7 protein-coding genes and 1 pseudogene are annotated in these 19,296 nt (G+C 43.0%); 6 read left to right on the top strand and 2 right to left on the bottom strand.

The window, feature by feature from the left end; all coding sequences use genetic code 11:
* Positions 1–53: 53 nt before the first annotated feature.
* Positions 54–7,151 (top strand): AAA family ATPase, encoded by a 7,098-nt coding sequence (locus RMY16_RS06280; protein ID WP_322735625.1) that lies wholly within the window; start codon positions 54–56, stop codon positions 7,149–7,151.
* Here the strand turns inward: RMY16_RS06280 and RMY16_RS06275 are convergent.
* Positions 7,140–13,799 carry a HAMP domain-containing protein gene (locus RMY16_RS06275; protein ID WP_322735624.1) on the bottom strand — a complete coding sequence of 2,220 codons (6,660 nt, stop codon included), beginning with the start codon at positions 13,797–13,799 and terminating at the stop codon, positions 7,140–7,142. The genes RMY16_RS06280 and RMY16_RS06275 overlap by 12 nt on opposite strands.
* Before the next feature lie 586 nt (positions 13,800–14,385).
* On the opposite strand from RMY16_RS06275, the gene RMY16_RS06270 reads away from it, so the two are divergent.
* The 3 genes and pseudogenes from RMY16_RS06270 to RMY16_RS06260 all read left to right on the top strand — a co-directional run bounded on the left by RMY16_RS06270 (position 14,386) and on the right by RMY16_RS06260 (position 15,532).
* Positions 14,386–14,619 (top strand): transposase family protein, encoded by a 234-nt coding sequence (locus RMY16_RS06270; protein ID WP_322735623.1) that lies wholly within the window; start codon positions 14,386–14,388, stop codon positions 14,617–14,619.
* A gap of 6 nt (positions 14,620–14,625) precedes the next feature.
* Positions 14,626–15,330 (top strand): annotated as a pseudogene (locus tag RMY16_RS06265) (ISAs1 family transposase).
* 52 nt (positions 15,331–15,382) lie between these two features.
* On the top strand, positions 15,383–15,532 hold the full coding sequence (locus tag RMY16_RS06260; protein WP_322735622.1) for a hypothetical protein: 150 nt from the start codon (positions 15,383–15,385) through the stop codon (positions 15,530–15,532).
* Positions 15,533–15,816: 284 nt separating this feature from the next.
* On the opposite strand, the gene RMY16_RS06255 is transcribed toward RMY16_RS06260, so the two are convergent.
* Positions 15,817–16,431, bottom strand: coding sequence for a TetR/AcrR family transcriptional regulator (locus tag RMY16_RS06255; RefSeq protein ID WP_322735620.1), 615 nt, complete (start codon positions 16,429–16,431; stop codon positions 15,817–15,819).
* A gap of 361 nt (positions 16,432–16,792) precedes the next feature.
* Here RMY16_RS06255 and RMY16_RS06250 point away from each other — a divergent pair, with 361 nt between their 5' ends.
* Positions 16,793–18,100, top strand: coding sequence for an HlyD family efflux transporter periplasmic adaptor subunit (locus tag RMY16_RS06250; protein ID WP_322735619.1), 1,308 nt, complete (start codon positions 16,793–16,795; stop codon positions 18,098–18,100).
* Complete coding sequence (gene devC, locus RMY16_RS06245) at positions 18,097–19,272, top strand: ABC transporter permease DevC (RefSeq protein ID WP_322735618.1); 1,176 nt, start codon at positions 18,097–18,099, stop codon at positions 19,270–19,272. Before RMY16_RS06250 ends, devC begins: the two co-directional genes overlap by 4 nt.
* The last annotated feature ends 24 nt before the right edge of the window (positions 19,273–19,296 follow it).

The following is a 19,296-nucleotide window of genomic DNA, read 5'->3' as shown; positions in this document are numbered from 1 at the left end:
CTAAAATACAATTAGGCTCGAACTATAGAAGAAGCACGGCTGGAGTATTTGGCATGATGATTGCATTACCCGGATTTCAAATTGTCAGTTTGTTAAAAGCAGGGGTAAAAGCAGTCATATACCGTGGAATTAGGGTTAAAGATCAGCGTCCGGTAATTATCAAAGGGCTACGTCTAGAACAGTGTACACCCAATAATATTGAACAACTCAAACATGAGTATGCGATCGCTCAAAGGTTAAACACCCCAGCCGTAGTTAAAGCTTACGCCTTAGAGATGCATCAGGGAATCCCTTATTTAATTATGGAGGATTTTCAGGGGCGATCGCTTGACCAGTTACTAGGCCAATTTCAACAGCCTGTGCCGTTTCTGAAAATTGCCATTGAAATCACTAGTAAACTTGCACAAATTCATACTTATCATATTGTCCACAAGGATATTAAGCCGCAAAATATCTTAATTAACCTCGAAACTAATCAGGTCAAAATTGCCGATTTTGGAATTGCTACCTTCATTCCATACCAGCAGCAAATAGTTAGCAGTTTCAGTGAAATTGAAGGCAGTCTACCATATTTGTCACCTGAGCAAACTGCGCGGATGAATCGAGGAATTGACCATCGCAGCGATTTGTATTCTCTGGGAATCACCTTTTATGAGATGCTAACAGGTCAGCTACCATTTCAAGGTAAAGACCCCTTAGAGTGGGTGCATTGTCATATTGCCAAATCTCCACCATCCCCGAATAAGTTAAAGTCTGATATTCCTCAAATGCTCTGTGACATCATCATCAAATTGTTGTCGAAGGTTGCAGAACAGAGATATCAGAGCGCTTTAGGTTTGCAATTCGATCTGGAACAATGCTTAAAACAATTGGAGACAACTGGACAAATTCAATCCTTTGTTTTGGGTGAACAAGATATCTCAGAGCGTTTTCAAATTCCTCAAAAATTGTATGGGCGAGAAGCAGAGATTGCCAAGCTTTTACAAGCATTTGAACGAGTTGTTAGTCAAGGTAAACCAGAACTGGTTTTAATTTCTGGCTATGCTGGGGTTGGTAAATCTTCTTTGGTGAAAGAGATTCACAAACCCATTGTTAGAGAACGTGGGGTTTTTATCTTTGGTAAATTTGATCAGTACAAACGAGATATTCCTTATTCCACTATTGTTCAAGCTTTTCAAACACTCGCTCGACAAATTTTAACGCACCCTGAAGATCAACTTGCTACCTGGAAAAAGCGAATACAAGCAGCATTAGGAAACAATGGTAGATTGATCGCAGATGTAATTCCCGAAGTTGAATTAATTGTTGGAGAACAGCCTCCTATACCAGAGTTGGGGCCTGCCGAATCTCAAAACCGATTTAATTTGGTGTTTCAGAATTTTATCAGCGTCTTTGCTCAAAAAGAGCATCCTCTCACTGTTTTTTTAGATGATATGCAGTGGGCAGACAGCGCTACTTTAAATTTAATTCAAACCGTCATTACTGGGTCTAGTATCCAATATCTCTGCTTCATTTTGGTCTTTCGAGATAACGAAGTAGATGTTGTGCATCCCTTTAGTTTGATGATGGAGAAGGTTTGCCAGTATGGAGCAAGAATAACCGAAATTATCCTTACCCCATTGAGTATTGTTTATGTAAATCAGTTGATTGCTGATACCTTGCATAGTTCAGTAGAACAAGTAGAACCTCTTGCTCAATTGATTATCCAAAAAACTGACGGCAATCCTTTTTTTGTCAATGAATTTCTGAAAACACTGTATCAAGAAAATCTGCTGATTTTTGACCGCCAATATCGTATTTGGCGATGGAATTTAACTCAGATTGAAGCTCAAGGGATTACAGATAATATTGTTAGTCTGATGATTGAGCGGCTGCAAAAACTGCCAGCCGCAACTCAACAGGTGCTTAAGTTAGCTTCTTGTATTGGTAATCGTTTTGATTTAGAAATTTTAGCGATCGTTGGTGAACAATCTATTGAGAAAACAACGAATGCGCTTGTTGATGCAATTTTAAGAGGATTAATTATACCCATATCAGATGAAACTACTCAGAAAAACTATCGTTTCTATCATGACCGAGTTCAGCAAGCTGCATACTCCTTAATTGCTGATGAATCAAAGTCAGCAGTTCACCTGGCAATTGGACGACTTTTGCTGAAAAATGCTAATTTTGAACAAGTAAACGAGCAAATATTTGATTTAGTCAATCAACTCAATTTCGCTGTGGATCTAATTATTGAACAGACAGAAAAAGATGAATTGCTACGGTTGAATTTAATCGCTGCTAAGAAATCAAAAGCTTCTACAGCCTACGCTCCTGCTAAAAAATTTTTTAGCGTTGCCATGAATCTTTTAGCTGAAAATGCCTGGATTGAACAATATGAACAAACATTTACGCTATTCAGAGAATTAGCTGAGTGTGAATTTTTAACAGGTAATTTAGTACAAACAGAAAAATTATTTGAATTGCTATTTATAAAAGCAGCGTCTTCTATCGATAAATCTAATATTTATATGCTGCAAATCAGACTCTATCAAGTTGCAGGAAGGTATGAAGAGGCGCTGACATTGGGATTAGAAGCTTTAAAACTTTTCGGGGTGACATTCCCTGATACAAATGAGGAAGTGCAAGCTGCGATCGCAATTGAAACAAACCAGATATTAACCAATTTAGGTAATAGACAAGTCTCTGATTTAATTAATGCTATATTAATCCAAGATCCAAATATTAAAACAGTCATTAGTTTGTTGACCGCTTTGGGGCCACCTACTTATCTCGGTAGACCCGATGTTTTTCCCTTAGTCGTACTTAAAGCAGTTAACTACTCACTCAAGTTTGGTAATACAGAAGATTCATGTTTTGCCTACAGCATGTATGCCATGTTGTTGGTTTCTATCTTCAATGATATTCCTACAGGTTACGCATTCTCTGAGATGACAATTCAATTAAATGAAAAGTTACATGACTTGAAACTTAGAGGAGTTGTTCTGCACATTCATGGAAGTCATATTAACCTTTGGTGTAACCATATTTTGAACGATATTCCATTTTTAGAGCGGGGATTTATTGGCTGTGTAGAAGCTGGTGATGTGACGATGGCTAACTACAATGGTTATCAAAGCTCGTGGCAAATTATCCAGTTAGGTTTTCCACTTGCAGAAACATACAAATCTCTAGAAAAATATACTGCATTCGCCCGCCAGTCTAAACATGAGACTGTCTATCAGACAATCAAACTACAGCAGATGCTACTGATGAATCTGCGTGGACTGACTCATCACAATCTGACTCTAAGTAATGATGAATTTGATGAAGCATCAGCTTTGTCTATTATTACAGATGCAGGTTTTGTCAGTGGGATTATTTTTTATCATATTATTAAATTAATTATATTTTTTACTTATGGAAAATATACAGAGGCATTTAACTCTGCATTAAAATTGTCTAATTTCCCAGTTAAAACACTAGCATCACTAATTGAAACAGATTATATCTTATATTACTCACTGACTCTCACGGCTCTTTATCCAACAGTATCTGAGCAAGAGCAAAAACAGTTTTTGCAAACCTTAAAATTCCATCAGCAGCAATTGCAATACTGGGCTAACCACTGCCCTGCAAACTTCTTACACAAGTCTCAATTAGTAGCTGCTGAAATAGCTCGCATTGAAAATCGAGATTTAGATGCAATGCGCTTGTATGAGCAATCAATTGCTTCAGCCCGTGAGCAAGGATTTGTGCAATATGAAGCTTTGGCTAATGAGCTATGCGCTAAATTTTATGTAGAACGGAAGTTTGAATTAATTGCCAAAACCTACTTGCAAGAAGCTAAAAATGCTTATGTACGCTGGGAGGCATTTGCTAAAGTTAAACACCTTGAAGAATCCTATCCTCAGCTATTGCCACAACAACAGCTTATCTCTAATGGAACGTTTTTCAGCACAGGTGAACAGTTAGACTTTTTATCGGTCGTTAAAGCGTCTCAAACCATATCTAGTGAGATTGTGTTTTCGCGGTTGTTGAAGACTTTAATGCAGATTGTTGTTGAGCAAGCAGGAGCAGAAATTGGTTATTTATTGCTTGAAGATGAGCAAAACTTAATGATCGAAGTAGAAGCTAAATTTAATCTCCAAGCAGAAAAGCTCAATGTTTATAGACCTGTATTAGAGGGTGAAATTTCACAGGTTATTCCGCAATCAATACTGAATTATGTTCAGCGAACTCAAGAAACAGTGATTTTGCAGGATGCCACTGAGCAAAATCTGTTTTCCAAAGACGAGTATATAATCCGAAAACAACCTAAATCTGTACTTTGTTTACCGATCGCGCTTCAGTCAAAATTAATTGGTATTTTATATTTAGAAAATAATCTTTTTTCCAGCGCCTTTACAAAGGACAAGCTTTCTATATTGGAAATATTGACAGTTCAAATTGCTATTTCTTTAGAAAATGCTCGTCTTTATCAAGGTCTAGAAAATAGTCAAGAAAAACTCAATCTGGCGTTGAAAGCTGCCCAAATCGGTGTTTGGAGTTGGGATATTGCCAGCGATCGCTTTGAATTGGATGAGCAGATTTATCAATTATTTGGGTTGACACCTGAAACTTTTGCTGGCACTTCCGAAGCAATTTTAGCTCGTCTGCATCCAAACGATCAAGGATTGCTGGCTCAATCATTGAATCGAGCAATTAACGAAGGCGTGGAGCATGATTTAGAATATCGAATTATTCAAGATGACGGTAGTATTCGTTACGCAGCCTGTCGGGGAAAAGCCTTTTTCAATGAAGCAGGTAAAGCCACACACATGAGTGGTGTTGTGCTTGATGTCACCGATGTCTACGACGAGCTTCGCTTACGCAAACAATCTGAGGCTGAACGTATTCAACTGATTCAAGAGCAAACCGCGCGCCTGGAAGCAGAAGCCAATCAACAACGAGCCGGGTTTTTAGCTCAAGTCAGTGCAACACTCGCCTCCTCCCTCGATTACGAAAGTACGCTAGCAAGTGTAGCCAACCTGGTTGTGCCTTACTTTGCCGATTGGTGCGGCGTTGATCTGTTGCAAGACAACCAATCAATTAATCGGGTAGCAGTTGCTCACCGCGATCCACAGAAAGTGAGACTAGGCTGGGAACTTTATCAACGTTATCCCAGAAATTTGGATGCACAGGAAGGCGTGCCTAAAGTTTTGCGTACTGGACAAGCTGAAATGATAACTGAAATTTCAGATGCATTGCTAGCAAGAGCCATCCCAGATCCAGAACATCTGCGTATTATACGTGAGCTTGGTTTAAAATCTTGTATAATTTTGCCATTAATGGCACGTGGAAGAATTTTTGGTGCTATTTCCTTTGTAAATGCTGAATCAGAACGTCGTTACAGCATGGCTGACTTGTCACTGGCGGAGAATATTGCTCATCGGGCGGCGATCGCTATTGATAATGCTCGCCTTTACCAAGAAGCGCAGCAAGCACAAAAAACAGCAGAACGAGCATTAGAGCGCATTGCCCGTCTTCAATCCATCACAGCTGCTCTTTCAGAATCGCTGACACCAGCCCAAGTATCTGATGTGATTGTCGAGCAGAGTATGGCTGCCTTGGGAGCCAGTTCTGCTCTTGTCGCCTTGGTGAATGAAAGTAAAACTGAACTGGAAATTGTGCGGGCGGTTGGCTATAACCAAGATTCGGTAGACACTTGGCGGCATTTTTCCATTGATTTACCTTCTCCCTTAACAGAAGCTGTGCGGACTGGGCAACCTATTTGGGCTGAATCAACAAAAAATCGGATCGCTCGTTACCCTCATTTAGCTGAAGCTTACTCCAAATACGACTTTGAAGCCTGGATTTCTATTCCATTAATGGTAGAAGGTTCGGCAGTTGGAGGTATAACTTTAGGATTTGCCCAGCCTCAACAATTGAGTGGAGAAGATCAAGCGTTTATCTTGGCTGTTGCTCAACAATGCGCCCAAGCGATCGCTCGTGCCCATCTTTACGAAGCCGAACTAACCGCACGAAGCGCTGCTGAATCAGCAAACCGCATCAAAGATGAATTTCTTGCTGTCTTATCTCATGAACTGAGAACCCCACTCAACCCGATTCTCGGTTGGGCAAAACTGATGCGAAGCCGCAAGCTCGATCAAGCAACAAGCGATCGCGCCCTAGAAACCATTGAGCGTAATGCCAAGTTACAAACCCAATTAATTGAAGATTTGCTCGATGTTTCCCGCATCCTTCAGGGTAAACTTAACCTCGACTTTGACCGGATTAATTTGGTATCAGTCATTGAAGCTGCGATCGAGACAGTGCGTTTATCGGCGGAGGCTAAATCTATCCAAATTCAGACAAGTCTTAAATCTGGTGTCGGGGACGTTTTAGGCGATGCCAATCGATTGCAACAAGTCATTTGGAATATTCTTTCTAATGCCATTAAGTTTACTTCTACTGGGGGACAGGTAAAAATTAAATTAGAGCAAGTTAGCTCACAGGTACAAATTTGTGTAACTGACACAGGAAAAGGGATTGCACCTGAGTTTTTACCTTATGTCTTTGATTATTTCCGTCAAGCAGATGGGGCGACAACTCGAAAATTTGGCGGTTTAGGTTTAGGATTAGCGATCGTCCGCCATCTCGTAGAACTTCACGGGGGAACTGTGCAAGCAGAAAGTCTGGGCGAAGGACAAGGAGCAATTTTCACCGTCAGACTTCCATGCTTACAGGATGAAAACAAAGGAATTAAGGATGCAAAAGCTAACTTTTCACTGGTGGCGGCTCAGTCTTCACCATTGTCTGGCTTAGAGATTCTGATGGTGGATGATGATGCAGATATGCGAGAATTTTTGCCCTTCATGCTGGAGCAATATGGTGCAACTGTTACCGTTGTCGCTTCAGGCATTGAAGCTTTAACTGCATTGAGTCAATCCCAGCCAAATCTAATTATCAGCGATATCGGGATGCCCGAAATGGATGGCTATATGCTGATGCGACAGGTGAGGAGCCTGGAACCAGAGCAAGGAGGGACAATTCCTGCGATCGCTTTAACTGCTTACGCTAGTGAGATAGATCATCAGCAAGCGATCGCTGCCGGATTTCAACAGCATATTTCCAAACCCGTAGATCCAGAGGAATTAGTGAAAGCGATCGCATCATTAACGATATAGCCAAACACGCAACAGCGACAGCAATTGTTCGGTATCTACGGGTTTAGTAATGTAGTCTGATGCGCCGGCTTCAATACACTTCTCGCGATCGCCTTGCATGGCTTTAGCGGTCAGTGCAATAATCGGCAAAGATTTAAATTGCTCGTTTTGGCGGATCGTGCGTGTTGTTTCGTAACCATCCATTTCTGGCATCATTACGTCCATCAAAACAACATCAATATCTGGTGTATTTTCTAACATAGCAATTCCCTCTCTGCCATTCTCAGCATATAAAACCTGGATTTGATAACGCTCCAGCATACTGGTAAGGGCGAAGATATTCCGCATATCGTCGTCTACAATTAGCGCTTTTTTGCCAGTCAGTAAGTAGTCTTGTGAATGCAGTTGTTCGAGTATTTGTCGTTTTGGTGCAGGTAAATTTGCTTGGACTCGGTGTAAAAATAATGCTGTTTCATCAAGCAGACGTTCGGGCGATCGCACATCTTTAATGATGATTGTTTCGGCAATTCGTCTGAGTTCTGTTTCTTGAGCTTTGCTAATTTCTCTACCTGTGTAGACAATAATTGGTAAAGTTTTACCGTGAGGTAAAAGCTTTATCTGCTCGATCAGTTCAAACCCGGTCATGTCGGGTAGCCCTAAATCGAGGACAAGGCAATCAAAATGCTGGGTGCGAATAGCTTCTAGAGCAGATGCACCGTCAGCCACAGCAGTAGTTGAAACATCGCTGTTACCAATCAACTCAACAATACTCAGCCGTTGAGTGTCGTCGTCTTCGACTACCAATAAATTTTTCACTTGGCGCTCAACAAAACCTTTAATTTTGGTCAACGCCTCGGATATTGTCTCGCTGGTTAAGGGTTTTTGGAGATATGCGATCGCACCTAGTTGTAAACCGCGCTGTTTTCCTTCTTCAACAGTCATGATATGTACGGGAATGTGACGGGTATTTGGGTCATGTTTGAGACGATCCAATACCGTCCAACCATCCATTTCTGGCAATCGGATATCTAGCAAAATGGCTGAAGGTAGGAATTGCTGCGCTAGCATCAAACCTGTACTACCGGTTTGGGCTGCTATCACCTTAAATCCTTGTTGTTGCGCCATATCTAGAAGGATACGCGCAAAATTAACGTCATCTTCGACAATTAGTAACACGCGATCGCCTCTTTCTATAGTCGTGCGATCGTCATTTATGAGTGCTGAGTGCTGAGTGCTGAGTGCTGAGTGAGGACTTGTACTGAGCGAAGCCGAAGTAGTGGGGAGGAAGGAGTAGGGAGTGGGGAGTGTCGATCTAAACTCAGCACTCAGCACTCGTGACTCAGCACTCAACGCTCGTGACTCAGCACTCAATTGTGGTAAGTAGAATGTGAAGGTGCTACCTTCACCGGGTTGACTGATGAGTTTAATTTCGCCGCCGAATAGACGGGCAATTTCGCGGCTAATTGATAAGCCTAATCCGGTACCGCCGTATCTGCGACTGGTAGAGCCATCGGCTTGCTGGAATGCTTCAAAAATCACTTTCTGTTTTTCGGGGGCAATGCCAATGCCTGTATCGCTGACTGAGAAAGCAATCACCAGCTGGGCACGATTTAAGGTTTCGTTGTCGTTGCTCCACCCTAGCTTGGCCACCGCAATCCGTAAGCGTACCTCCCCATGCTCTGTAAATTTAAAAGCGTTGGAGAGCAGATTTTTCAATACCTGTTGGATACGTTTGACATCTGTATAAATACTGTGTGGTAATTCGGGAGTAAATTCAATTGCGAAACCAAGTCCTTTGCTCTGAGCGATTTGTCGGAAGGTGCGCTCAATCTGTTCGCCCAACTCTGCCAATGGCATTTGAGTCATGTCAATGGACATGGTTCCAGATTCAATTTTCGCGAGATCCAGAATGTCATTGATTAACGCCAACAAGTCAGTACCGGCTGAGTAAATTGTCTGGCTGTATTCGACTTGCTTGGCAGTGAGGTTGCGCTCGATATTATCTGTCAACAATTTCGCCAAAATCAACAAGCTATTTAGCGGTGTCCGCAGTTCATGGGACATATTGGCGAGGAATTCTGATTTGTATTTTGAGGAGAGGGCAAGTTGTTCAGCTTTGTCTTCTAAAGAGAGCCTTGCTTGTTCAATTTCCCGATTTTTGCGCTCGACTTCTTTCTTCTGCATCGCCAACAACTCTGCCTTTTCTTCTAATTCGGCGTTGGTTTGTTGCAGTTCCTCTTGCTGTCCTTTGAGTAAATCTTCAGAGGTTTTGAGTGATTGGGCTTGTTGTTCTAAGCGCTTGTTGGTTTCGCGGAGTTCGCTTTGCTGGGTTTGAAGTTCTTCAGCCAAAGATTGCGACTGCTTGAGCAATTCTTCAGTTCGCATCGATGCTGCGATCGTGTTGAGGACGATCGCGATACTTTCGGTAAGCTGATCGAAGAATGTCAGATGAATTTCGCTAAAGCGGCGGAAGGATGCTAATTCAATCACTGCTGTCACCTGTCCTTCAAAGAGTACAGGTAACACCACGGCATTCAGGGGCGTAGCTTCTCCTAACCCAGAAGCAATTTTGACATAATCATTTGGTACATCCGTCAACAGAATTCGCTCTTTTTCTAAAGCGCATTGTCCCACCAAACCTTCACCCAAGTGGAAGCGGTTAGCTAGATGTCTGCGTTCGCGGTAAGCATAGCTACTAATTAGTTTCAAATACGGTGTATTTTCCAAGGAGTCCATCAGGAAGAATACGCCGTGTTGCGCTCCTACCAAAGGTGCTAGTTCTGAGAGAATTAGTTTAGATACAGTTTCCAAGTCTCGCTGCCCTTGGAGCATTCGGGTAAACTTAGCTAAGTTAGTTTTCAACCAGTCTTGTTCGGTATTTTTCTGCGTTGTTTCCCGCAGATTGGCAATCATCTGGTTGATGTTGTCTTTGAGTATCGCTACTTCCCCTAGTGCTTCGACGGCAATTGAACGAGTTAAATCACCCTTAGTTACAGCTGTAGCAACTTCTGCGATCGCTCGCAACTGAGTTGTCAGTGTAGCAGCAAGTTCATTTACATTATCCGTCAAATCTTTCCAAGTTCCAGCCGCGCCAGGGACTCTCGCTTGTCCGCCTAACTTCCCTTCAATTCCCACTTCCCGCGCTACTGTAGTTACCTGATTGGCAAATGTTGCTAGAGTATCAATCATCTCGTTGATTGTCTCTGCCAAGGTTTCAATTTCTCCCTTAGCATCTAGCATTAGTTTCCGTTTCAAGTCACCGTTAGCAACTGCTGTTACAACTCTGGCAATACCGCGCACTTGTGCCGTTAAGTTACCCGCCATCGAGTTAACGTTATCTGTTAAATCTTTCCAAGTCCCTGCAACACCTTGGACTTGAGCTTGTCCGCCTAACTTTCCTTCAGTTCCCACTTCCCGCGCCACCCGTGTTACTTCACTGGCAAAGGAACTAAGTTGATCCACCATTGTGTTGGTGGTGTTCTTCAAGTCCAAAATTTCGCCTTTGGCATCGACGGTAATTTTTTTAGATAAGTCGCCATTAGCTACCGCCTTGGTAACTTCCGCGATGTTACGAACTTGTCCGGTAAGGTTTCCCGCCATCGAGTTAACGTTGTCTGTTAAATCTTTCCAAGTACCTGCAACTCCTCTGACGTAAGCTTGCACGCCTAATTTACCTTCGGTTCCTACCTCACGGGCAACCCTGGTAACTTCTGATGCAAAAGAATTTAGCTGATCCACCATTGTATTAATGGTGTTTTTGAGTTCCTGAATTTCACCTTTCACATCGACGGTGATTTTCTTGGATAAGTCACCGTTAGCTACTGCCGTGGTAACTTCGGCAATGTTCCGCACTTGCGCCGTCAAACTTCCCGCCATGAAGTTCACACTTTCGGTGAGATCCTTCCAAGTACCTGCGACTCCCTTAACTTCTGCTTGTACGCCCAATTTACCCTCAGTTCCCACCTCCCGCGCCACGCGCGTCACTTCACTTGCAAAGGAGTTGAGTTGATCCACCATTGTATTGATGGTGTTCTTCAACTCTAAAATTTCACCTTTGACATCAACGGAGATTTTCTTCGAGAGGTCGCCATTTGCCACTGCCGTAGTCACTGTAGCAATGTTTCGCACCTGTGCCGTTAAGCTTCCCGCCATGAAGTTTACGCTATCAGTTAAATCTTTCCAAGTTCCAGCTACACCGCGCACATCTGCTTGTACACCCAGCTTACCCTCGCTTCCCACCTCACGGGCGACTCGCGTTACTTCCGATGCAAAGGAGTTGAGTTGATCCACCATTATATTGATGGTATTCTTGAGTTCGAGAATTTCGCCTTTGACGGCAACAGTAATTTTCTTAGATAAGTCACCATTGGCGATCGCAGTTGTCACTTCGGCAATGTTCCGCACCTGTGCCGTCAAGCTTCCCGCCATGAAGTTTACGCTGTCGGTTAAATCTTTCCAAGTACCAGCAACGTCTTTCACTTCTGCTTGTACACCCAATTTACCTTCAGTTCCCACCTCACGGGCAACCCTTGTTACTTCCGATGCAAAGGAACTAAGTTGATCCACCATTGTATTAATGGTATTTTTCAACTCCAGAATTTCACCTTTAACATCAACAGTGATTTTCTTGGATAAGTCGCCTGTTGCAACCGCCGTAGTTACTTCGGCAATATTCCGTACTTGTGCTGTCAAGCTTCCCGCCATGAAGTTCACGCTGTCGGTTAAATCTTTCCACGTACCCGCCACGCCGCGCACTTCTGCTTGCACGCCCAGTTTCCCTTCACTTCCCACCTCACGGGCAACCCTTGTTACTTCTGATGCAAAAGAATTGAGTTGATCCACCATTGTGTTGATGGTGTTTTTAAGTTCCAGAATTTCGCCTTTGACATCAACGGTGATTTTCTTGGATAAGTCGCCTGTTGCAACTGCCGTAGTTACTTCGGCAATATTCCGCACCTGTGCCGTTAAACTTCCCGCCATGAAGTTTACGCTGTCAGTTAAATCTTTCCAAGTGCCAGCCACGCCGCGCACATCGGCTTGCACACCCAGTTTACCTTCACTGCCCACCTCACGAGCAACCCTTGTCACTTCACTTGCAAAGGAACTGAGTTGATCTACCATTATATTGATGGTATTCTTCAGTTCAAAAATTTCACCTCTAACATCGACGGTGATTTTTTTAGATAGATCACCATTTGCGATCGCAGTGGCAACTTCGGCAATATTTCGCACCTGTCCGGTGAGATTACCCGCCATTAAGTTAACGTTATCAGTTAAATCTTTCCAAGTCCCCGCTACTCCTCGGACTTCTGCTTGTACGCCTAACTTCCCTTCAGTTCCCACCTCACGCGCCACCCGCGTCACTTCCGATGCAAAGGAATTAAGCTGATCCACCATTGTATTAATGGTATTTTTCAACTCTAGAATTTCACCTTTCACATCGACAGTGATTTTCTTAGATAAGTCGCCATTTGCTACCGCCGTTGTCACTTCGGCAATATTCCGCACCTGTGCCGTCAAGCTTCCCGCCATGAAATTCACACTATCGGTCAGGTCTTTCCACGTACCTGCTACCCCGCGAACTTCTGCTTGACCGCCTAATTTTCCTTCTGCACCCACCTCACGCGCAACCCTTGTTACTTCCGATGCAAAAGAATTAAGCTGATCCACCATGATGTTGACGGTGTTTTTCAACTCTAAAATTTCGCCTTTTACATCAACAGTGATTTTCTTGGATAAGTCGCCATTCGCTACGGCCGTTGTCACTTCCGCAATGTTACGGACTTGAGCAGTTAAATTTCCTGCCATCAAGTTAACGTTGTCAGTTAAATCCTTCCAAGTACCTGCTACACCTTTAACTTCTGCTTGAACGCCCAACTTTCCTTCAGTTCCCACCTCACGCGCAACTCGCGTTACTTCCGATGCAAAGGAATTTAGTTGATCCACCATCGTGTTGACGGTGTTTTTCAACTCCAGAATTTCGCCTTTGACATTTACAGTGATTTTTTTAGATAAGTCACCATTTGCGATCGCAGTAGCAACTTCGGCAATGTTGCGAACTTGTCCGGTGAGATTACCCGCCATCAAGTTAACGTTATCAGTCAAATCTTTCCAAGTGCCAGCCACACCTTGCACTTCGGCTTGAACGCCCAACTTCCCTTCAGTTCCCACCTCACGGGCAACCCTTGTTACTTCCGATGCAAAGGAACCAAGCCGATCTACCATCGTGTTGACGATATTAGCAGTTTGGAGAAACTCACCTTGCAGGGGTCTGCCTTCAATTTCTGTGGCGATCGTTTGTGATAAGTCACCATTAGCGACCGACCGAATTACGCGAGTAGTTTCAGCTGTTGGTTGAACTAAATCTGTAATTAGAGTATTGACAGAATTAACACAATCTGACCAAGAACCTTGAACATCTCCGAGAGAGGCACGTTCGACAATTTTTCCTTCTTTGCCAACAACGTTACCAATCCGTTGTAGTTCCGCCGCCATCCGCTCATTCTGGTAAATAATATCATTGAGCGTATCAGCTATTTTCCCTGCCACACCAGTATGATCTATGGGCATCCGAGCAGAGAAGTCACCCTGTTTAACAGCATTCAGCGTTTTTAGTAGCTGATTTAAATCTAGATTGTCGCTGTCTCTAGTTAACTGTTCGGTTGCCATAGCCGTATCCTTAATCTTGAATCTTGAAGAATTTTTTGTATTTTTTGCACCCCGTACTTATTTAGAGTACTTTTAGCCAATGCGTATCACAATAGAGAGCAGGGAATAGAAAGTGGATCAAACTACTTTTTATGGGTGCGAGTGTAAGCAGTCAAGAAAGACTGCTAGCTAAATGGTATTGCCGTCGATATATCTGGCATACCACTTAGCTAATGATAGCTAGTTGGCCTATGTTATGCAGCATTAATTGTCGGCGATGCCTAACTTGGGCTAGTAAGCGATCGCACAGTAGAACACACGATGACAATTAACATTAACGTGAATTCGATTGCTCATATAATATCTACCCAATTTGCTCAATCAAAAAACCTCTCCCTGGTTTTACTACGCAAAACCGTCCCTCTCCGACTCGGCTACGGTGTATACACAAGTCTGAAATAGTTGATTAACCAAGGTTTTACCCCACCCTAACCCTCCCCGTATGTATTGGGGAGGGAACAAGATTTTCCGGTTTCCCCCCTTGGAAAGCAGGGCTGTTTCATTCCCTAAAACAGGTAAAATTGCAAGTGTTGAGGGGATAAAAAATATGGGTGCTTCTCTGATTGAACATCTGGGACAAGTTGTTGGCGAAGCCTCTCGAAGAGAAGACTTCAGAACGACTGATGGTCGAAGACATCGACTTTGGTTGGTGTTGCTATTTGTAATAATGGGCACTATGAGTGGATATGTTGGGTATCGGGCATGGGGGGATTTTGTCAAGCGGCATCGTCGGGTACTAATAGAGATGTTTGGCATTCAAAAACATGGTGTACCTTCATAGTCAACTATCAGGCATGTAGTAATGGGAGTAGATTTTGAGAAACTTGTTGCAATATTCAATCAATGGGCATACCAATACGTTGATTTAGAAGCATCTGATTGGTGTGGAATTGATGGTAAAAGCATTAAAGGAACATTCATCAACCACGAAAAATCATGTCAGAACTTTGTCAGCATAGTCTCAGTCTTTGCAAGTAAAAGAGGACTAGTTTTAGGCATGGAAAAATTTGAAAATAAACAGGAGAGCGAAATTGTAATTGTGCAAAATTTAATTGCAGCATTGGATCTCAAAGATGCTGTATTCAGCTTTGATTCTTTACATTGCCAAAAAAAACTTGCAAGTTTTTTATAGACAGTGGTTAACGATTACGTAATTGCTGTTAAAGGAAATCAGCCAAAACTTCATCGTCATATCCAAAGCGTTGCTGCTAAAACAAAGCCAACAAGTCGTTATATCGCCACTGAAAAAACAAGGGATAGACTGACAAAGCAAACTGTAGAAGTTTTTCATGATTTGAATGGAATAGACCCAAAATGGATTGGGATTAAGTCTTTAATTCAGGTTGAAAGAGTTGGAACAAGAGGGGGTAAACAATATCATGATCTTGCTTGCTACATCAGTAGTCTCATTTGCACAGCCCAAGAATTTGCTCAGGGTATTCGCGGTCATTGGGGTATAGAAAATCAACATCCGAAAGGGTTAAGGATGTAGTTTTGAATTAAGATCGTTCTACTATATAGCCGTAGTCACACAGATTAGGACAGTGTTGATTGCTCAAAGTCTTGAAAAAACTGGATTTTTACTCAGCACTCAGCACTCAGAACTCAGAACTCAGCACTTAGCTATACATCTGGGTAATGCCCCAGCTAATCTCTCTGTTTTACGAGCGATGCCTTCGGCAAAGCTTCGCTAACGCAATTAATATACTCCGTCGAAATGGTCATATTTCCATCACAACTGCCCATAGATTTCTCTCTAATGATATTGACAAACTCTTTGCCCTTATAAAATGAAACAGCCCTGCCTTCCAAGGGAGGATTAAGGGGGGTAATTCAATTTGTGTGTGCATCGGTAGCCCCGCAGGCGCAAAGGGTTGGGGGAGGGGTTCTTTTATTATGGGTAATTTGGCGGATACGATCTCAATCAAGGTTATATTATTTGACCTTCCGACCGAACAAGCGTTAGGAAATAGCTAATTTAATCGGCGCATTTATTGATTAGGTGTGTGAAGGCATCAATCAGGCGATCGCTTTCCATTGGTACAATGTCCTGTCCATGCATCACATTTTGAGTAATATGAAAATGCACCAATGCTCCTAAGAGAATTCTCGCTGTTGCCTCTGGATCGGGTATCTTTAATTCTGGAGCCGCTAAGTAGTGAGTAAGAGTTTCCGCTACTGGCTTAATCATCGCCCGAACGCAAATTTGAGCTAACTCTGGAAAACGTCCAGATTCTCCGATTAGTACTCGCATAAATGCACTATGTTCTTTGTCGTTAAGCATCTGCTCTAATGCTTTGGTTGCTACCTGATGCAGTATGACGGCTGGTTCTCCCTCAATAGGTTCTGTGCCAAAAATGGAGCTGTTCTTTTTGCTAGCCAGTTGCTCTAACAGTACTTTAAACAGTCCTTCTTTATCTTGAAAGTGGCTGTAGACTGTCGCTTTAGAAACACCTGCTGCTACTGCTACCCGATCCATACTTGTGCCAGCATAGCCATGCTGAAGGAATTCTTGCATTGCCCCTTGCAGAATTTGCTCCACTTTATCAACGGAATTGTCCCGATCAACTTCGTCAGCTTTGATGCGTACCATTTATTAATCATCCTTTCTTATAAACAATATTAATAGATGCTGCAAAATGCCCCAGTACAAAATGGCAAAAATAAATATGCCCTTTGTTGAAGGGGGCATACTTCTCTACGAGAGGCTGCACTTCTCTACGAGACGCTGCGCGTAGCTTGCTTCCCCGGAGGGGTACGACTACGCTCTGTTACCACGCCAAGGACTGCGCTCAGTACAAGGGGGGCAGGAATAGCATTTCACTGCATAATGCCTTTGCAAATTGATTGGCAAGTTTAGTTGTGTCCTATTGACTAAACTAGTCCGTTTAGTTTAGCATGAATTGAACTGGACAGTTTAGTACAGGTTGCTACTGGTGGTAAGGGGGAATAAGATGAGGGAAAACAGGAATTCAGAGGGTTTAAGGTCTTCTCAGAATCTTTTGCGATCGCCACTTCTACTTACAATACTTGCATCTCTAGCAATAGGTGGAATCAGTGTTTATGCGGTCATGAAGCTTCAGGCTACAGCTAATGAAAAGCAGAAAGCACCAGTAGTAGTTCAGCCTGTAGTAAAAACAGTAACAGCATTAGGGCGGTTAGAACCAAAGGGAGAAATAATAAAACTGTCAGCGCCTTCTTCTAATGAAGGAAATCGGGTAGAGCAACTATTGGTGAAAGAAGGCGATCGCGTCAAAGCTGGGCAGATAATTGCGATTATGGACAACCGCGATCGCCTACAAGCTAATTTAGGTGAAGCACAAAAACAAGTTCAAGTTGCCAAATCCCGCTTTAACCAGGTAAAAGCTGGAGCCAAACAGGGAGAAATTGGAGCGCGTCAAGCAAGCGTGAATCGTCTGCAAGTAGAACTAGAAGGAAACATCAAAACTCAGCAAGCCACAACTAATCGTATAGAAGCAGAACTCCTTGGGCAACAACGGAGCTTGCAAGCAACAGTGGCTCGTGTAGCAGCCGAGAGGCGTAATGCCCAAGCTGACGTGCAGCGCTACGAGACTTTATATAGAGCAGGAGCAATTTCTAGCCAGGAAGTTGATAACAGACGCTTAAGCGCCGAAACTTCCACTCAAGCGTTAATTGAAAGCCAAGCCACTCAGACAAGAACTGTCACAACCCTACAACAGCAGCTTAACGAAGCAAAGGCCAACCAGGAACAAACTCTCGCCAGCTTACAACAGCAGATTAACGAAGCAAAAGCTAACTTGAATCAAACTGCTGAAGTTCGCCCAACAGATATAGCAAATGCACAAGCAGAAATAGACAGCGCTCAAGCCACGGTGGAGAAAATTAAAGCAGAACTGGCGCAGGCATACGTTGTGGCTCCTAAAGCCGGTCGAATTTTGGAGATTAATACGCGAGCCGGCGAAACTGTTGGCGATGAAGGAATTGTGGCTTTAGGTCAAACCGACCAGATGTATGCAGTGGTAGAAGTCTATCAAAGTGATATCAAGAAAGTGCGTCCGGGACAGGATGTGCAGGTTAGTAGTGATTCTCTACGCAATGAATTAGAGGGAAGAGTGGATTGGATTGGTATGCAGGTAAAGCGGCAAAATCTAATTAACGCTGATCCCTCTAGCAATATTGATGCCAGAGTAGTGGAAGTCCATGTGCAACTGAATAAACTATCTAGCCAAAATGCTTCTAGCTTAACTAATTTGCAAGTCAAGGCGGTAATTGAACTGTGATTGGATTTATCCAGCAACTGCGGCGGCGAACACCTTTAGGATGGCTGCAACTGAGTCATGAAAAAGGTCGTCTTTTGGTGGCATTGTCAGGTATTGCCTTTGCCGATGTTCTAATGTTCATGCAGCTAGGGTTTCAGAATGCCCTGTTTGAAAGTAACACAATGCTGCATCGGAGTATGCAGGCTGATATGTTTGTCATCAGCCCCCAAGCACGTAACCTAGCATATATGTCTAGCTTTACGCGGCGGCGGTTGTATCAAGTAATGGATGTACCAGGTGTAAAGTCGGCAGAAGCAATGTATGTCAACATTGTTGATTGGAAAAATCCCCAAACACATCAGAAAACGACAATATTAGTTATGGGGTTCAATCCCGATCGGCAAATGTTGAACTTAGCGGATGTGAATCGCCAGATAGATGCTATTAAGTTACCAGATACCGTTCTGTTTGATCGCGCCTCTAGAGGAGATTATAATGATGCGATCGCCAAAATTGAACAAGGTAAAACTGTCACAACCGAAATAGAACGGCGGACAATTACCGTTAGCGGTTTATTTTCAGTCGGGGCTTCCTTCATAGCCGATGGTACTTTGATTACCAGCGACCAGAACTTTCTGCGACTATTTCCCAGACAAGAAGCAAGCAGTGTCAGTCTCGGTTTAGTGCAGCTGCAACCAGGCTATGACCCAAAACAGATGAAAGCAGCTTTAGAATCTCATTTAGATGATGATGTCAAAGTTTTAACCAAAGCAGAATTTCTCGAATTTGAAATAAATTACTGGAAAACAAATACGGCGATCGGGTTTATCTTCAGCCTGGGTGTAGCAATGGGGTTTTTGGTGGGCGTGATTATTGTCTATCAAGTTCTTTCTACAGATGTGAATTCCCACATGAAAGAATACGCCACTTTTAAAGCAATGGGATACAACAATCTCTACTTATTAGGTGTGGTGTTTGAAGAGGCGATAATTTTGGCAATTTTGGGCTTTATCCCAGGAGTGATCGCACCTTTAGGACTTTATCATTTAACTCGTAATGCCACCAATTTGCCAGTTTACATGACCGTAGCACGGGCCTTGACGGTATTAACACTGACTATGATTATGTGTATAATTTCTGGTGCGATCGCCACCCGTAAATTACAATCGGCTGACCCCGCAGATATGTTTTAAATTTGTCATTTGTTATTTGTCATT

The organism is Nostoc sp. DedQUE12b (genome assembly GCF_034530835.1).
GTDB lineage: Bacteria > Cyanobacteriota > Cyanobacteriia > Cyanobacteriales > Nostocaceae > Nostoc.
Note: the sequence above shows the minus strand (reverse complement) of the source record. Positions and strands in the feature narration are given on the sequence as shown.

Bases quoted from the DNA above. Each gene is read 5' to 3' on its own strand.
- RMY16_RS06280 (WP_322735625.1), top strand. From the start codon at position 54: ATGATGATTGCATTACCCGGATTTCAAATTGTCAGTTTGTTAAAAGCA.
- RMY16_RS06275 (WP_322735624.1), bottom strand. From the start codon at position 13,799: ATGGCAACCGAACAGTTAACTAGAGACAGCGACAATCTAGATTTAAAT.
- RMY16_RS06270 (WP_322735623.1), top strand. From the start codon at position 14,386: ATGGGTGCTTCTCTGATTGAACATCTGGGACAAGTTGTTGGCGAAGCC.
- RMY16_RS06255 (WP_322735620.1), bottom strand. From the start codon at position 16,431: ATGGTACGCATCAAAGCTGACGAAGTTGATCGGGACAATTCCGTTGAT.
- RMY16_RS06250 (WP_322735619.1), top strand. From the start codon at position 16,793: ATGAGGGAAAACAGGAATTCAGAGGGTTTAAGGTCTTCTCAGAATCTT.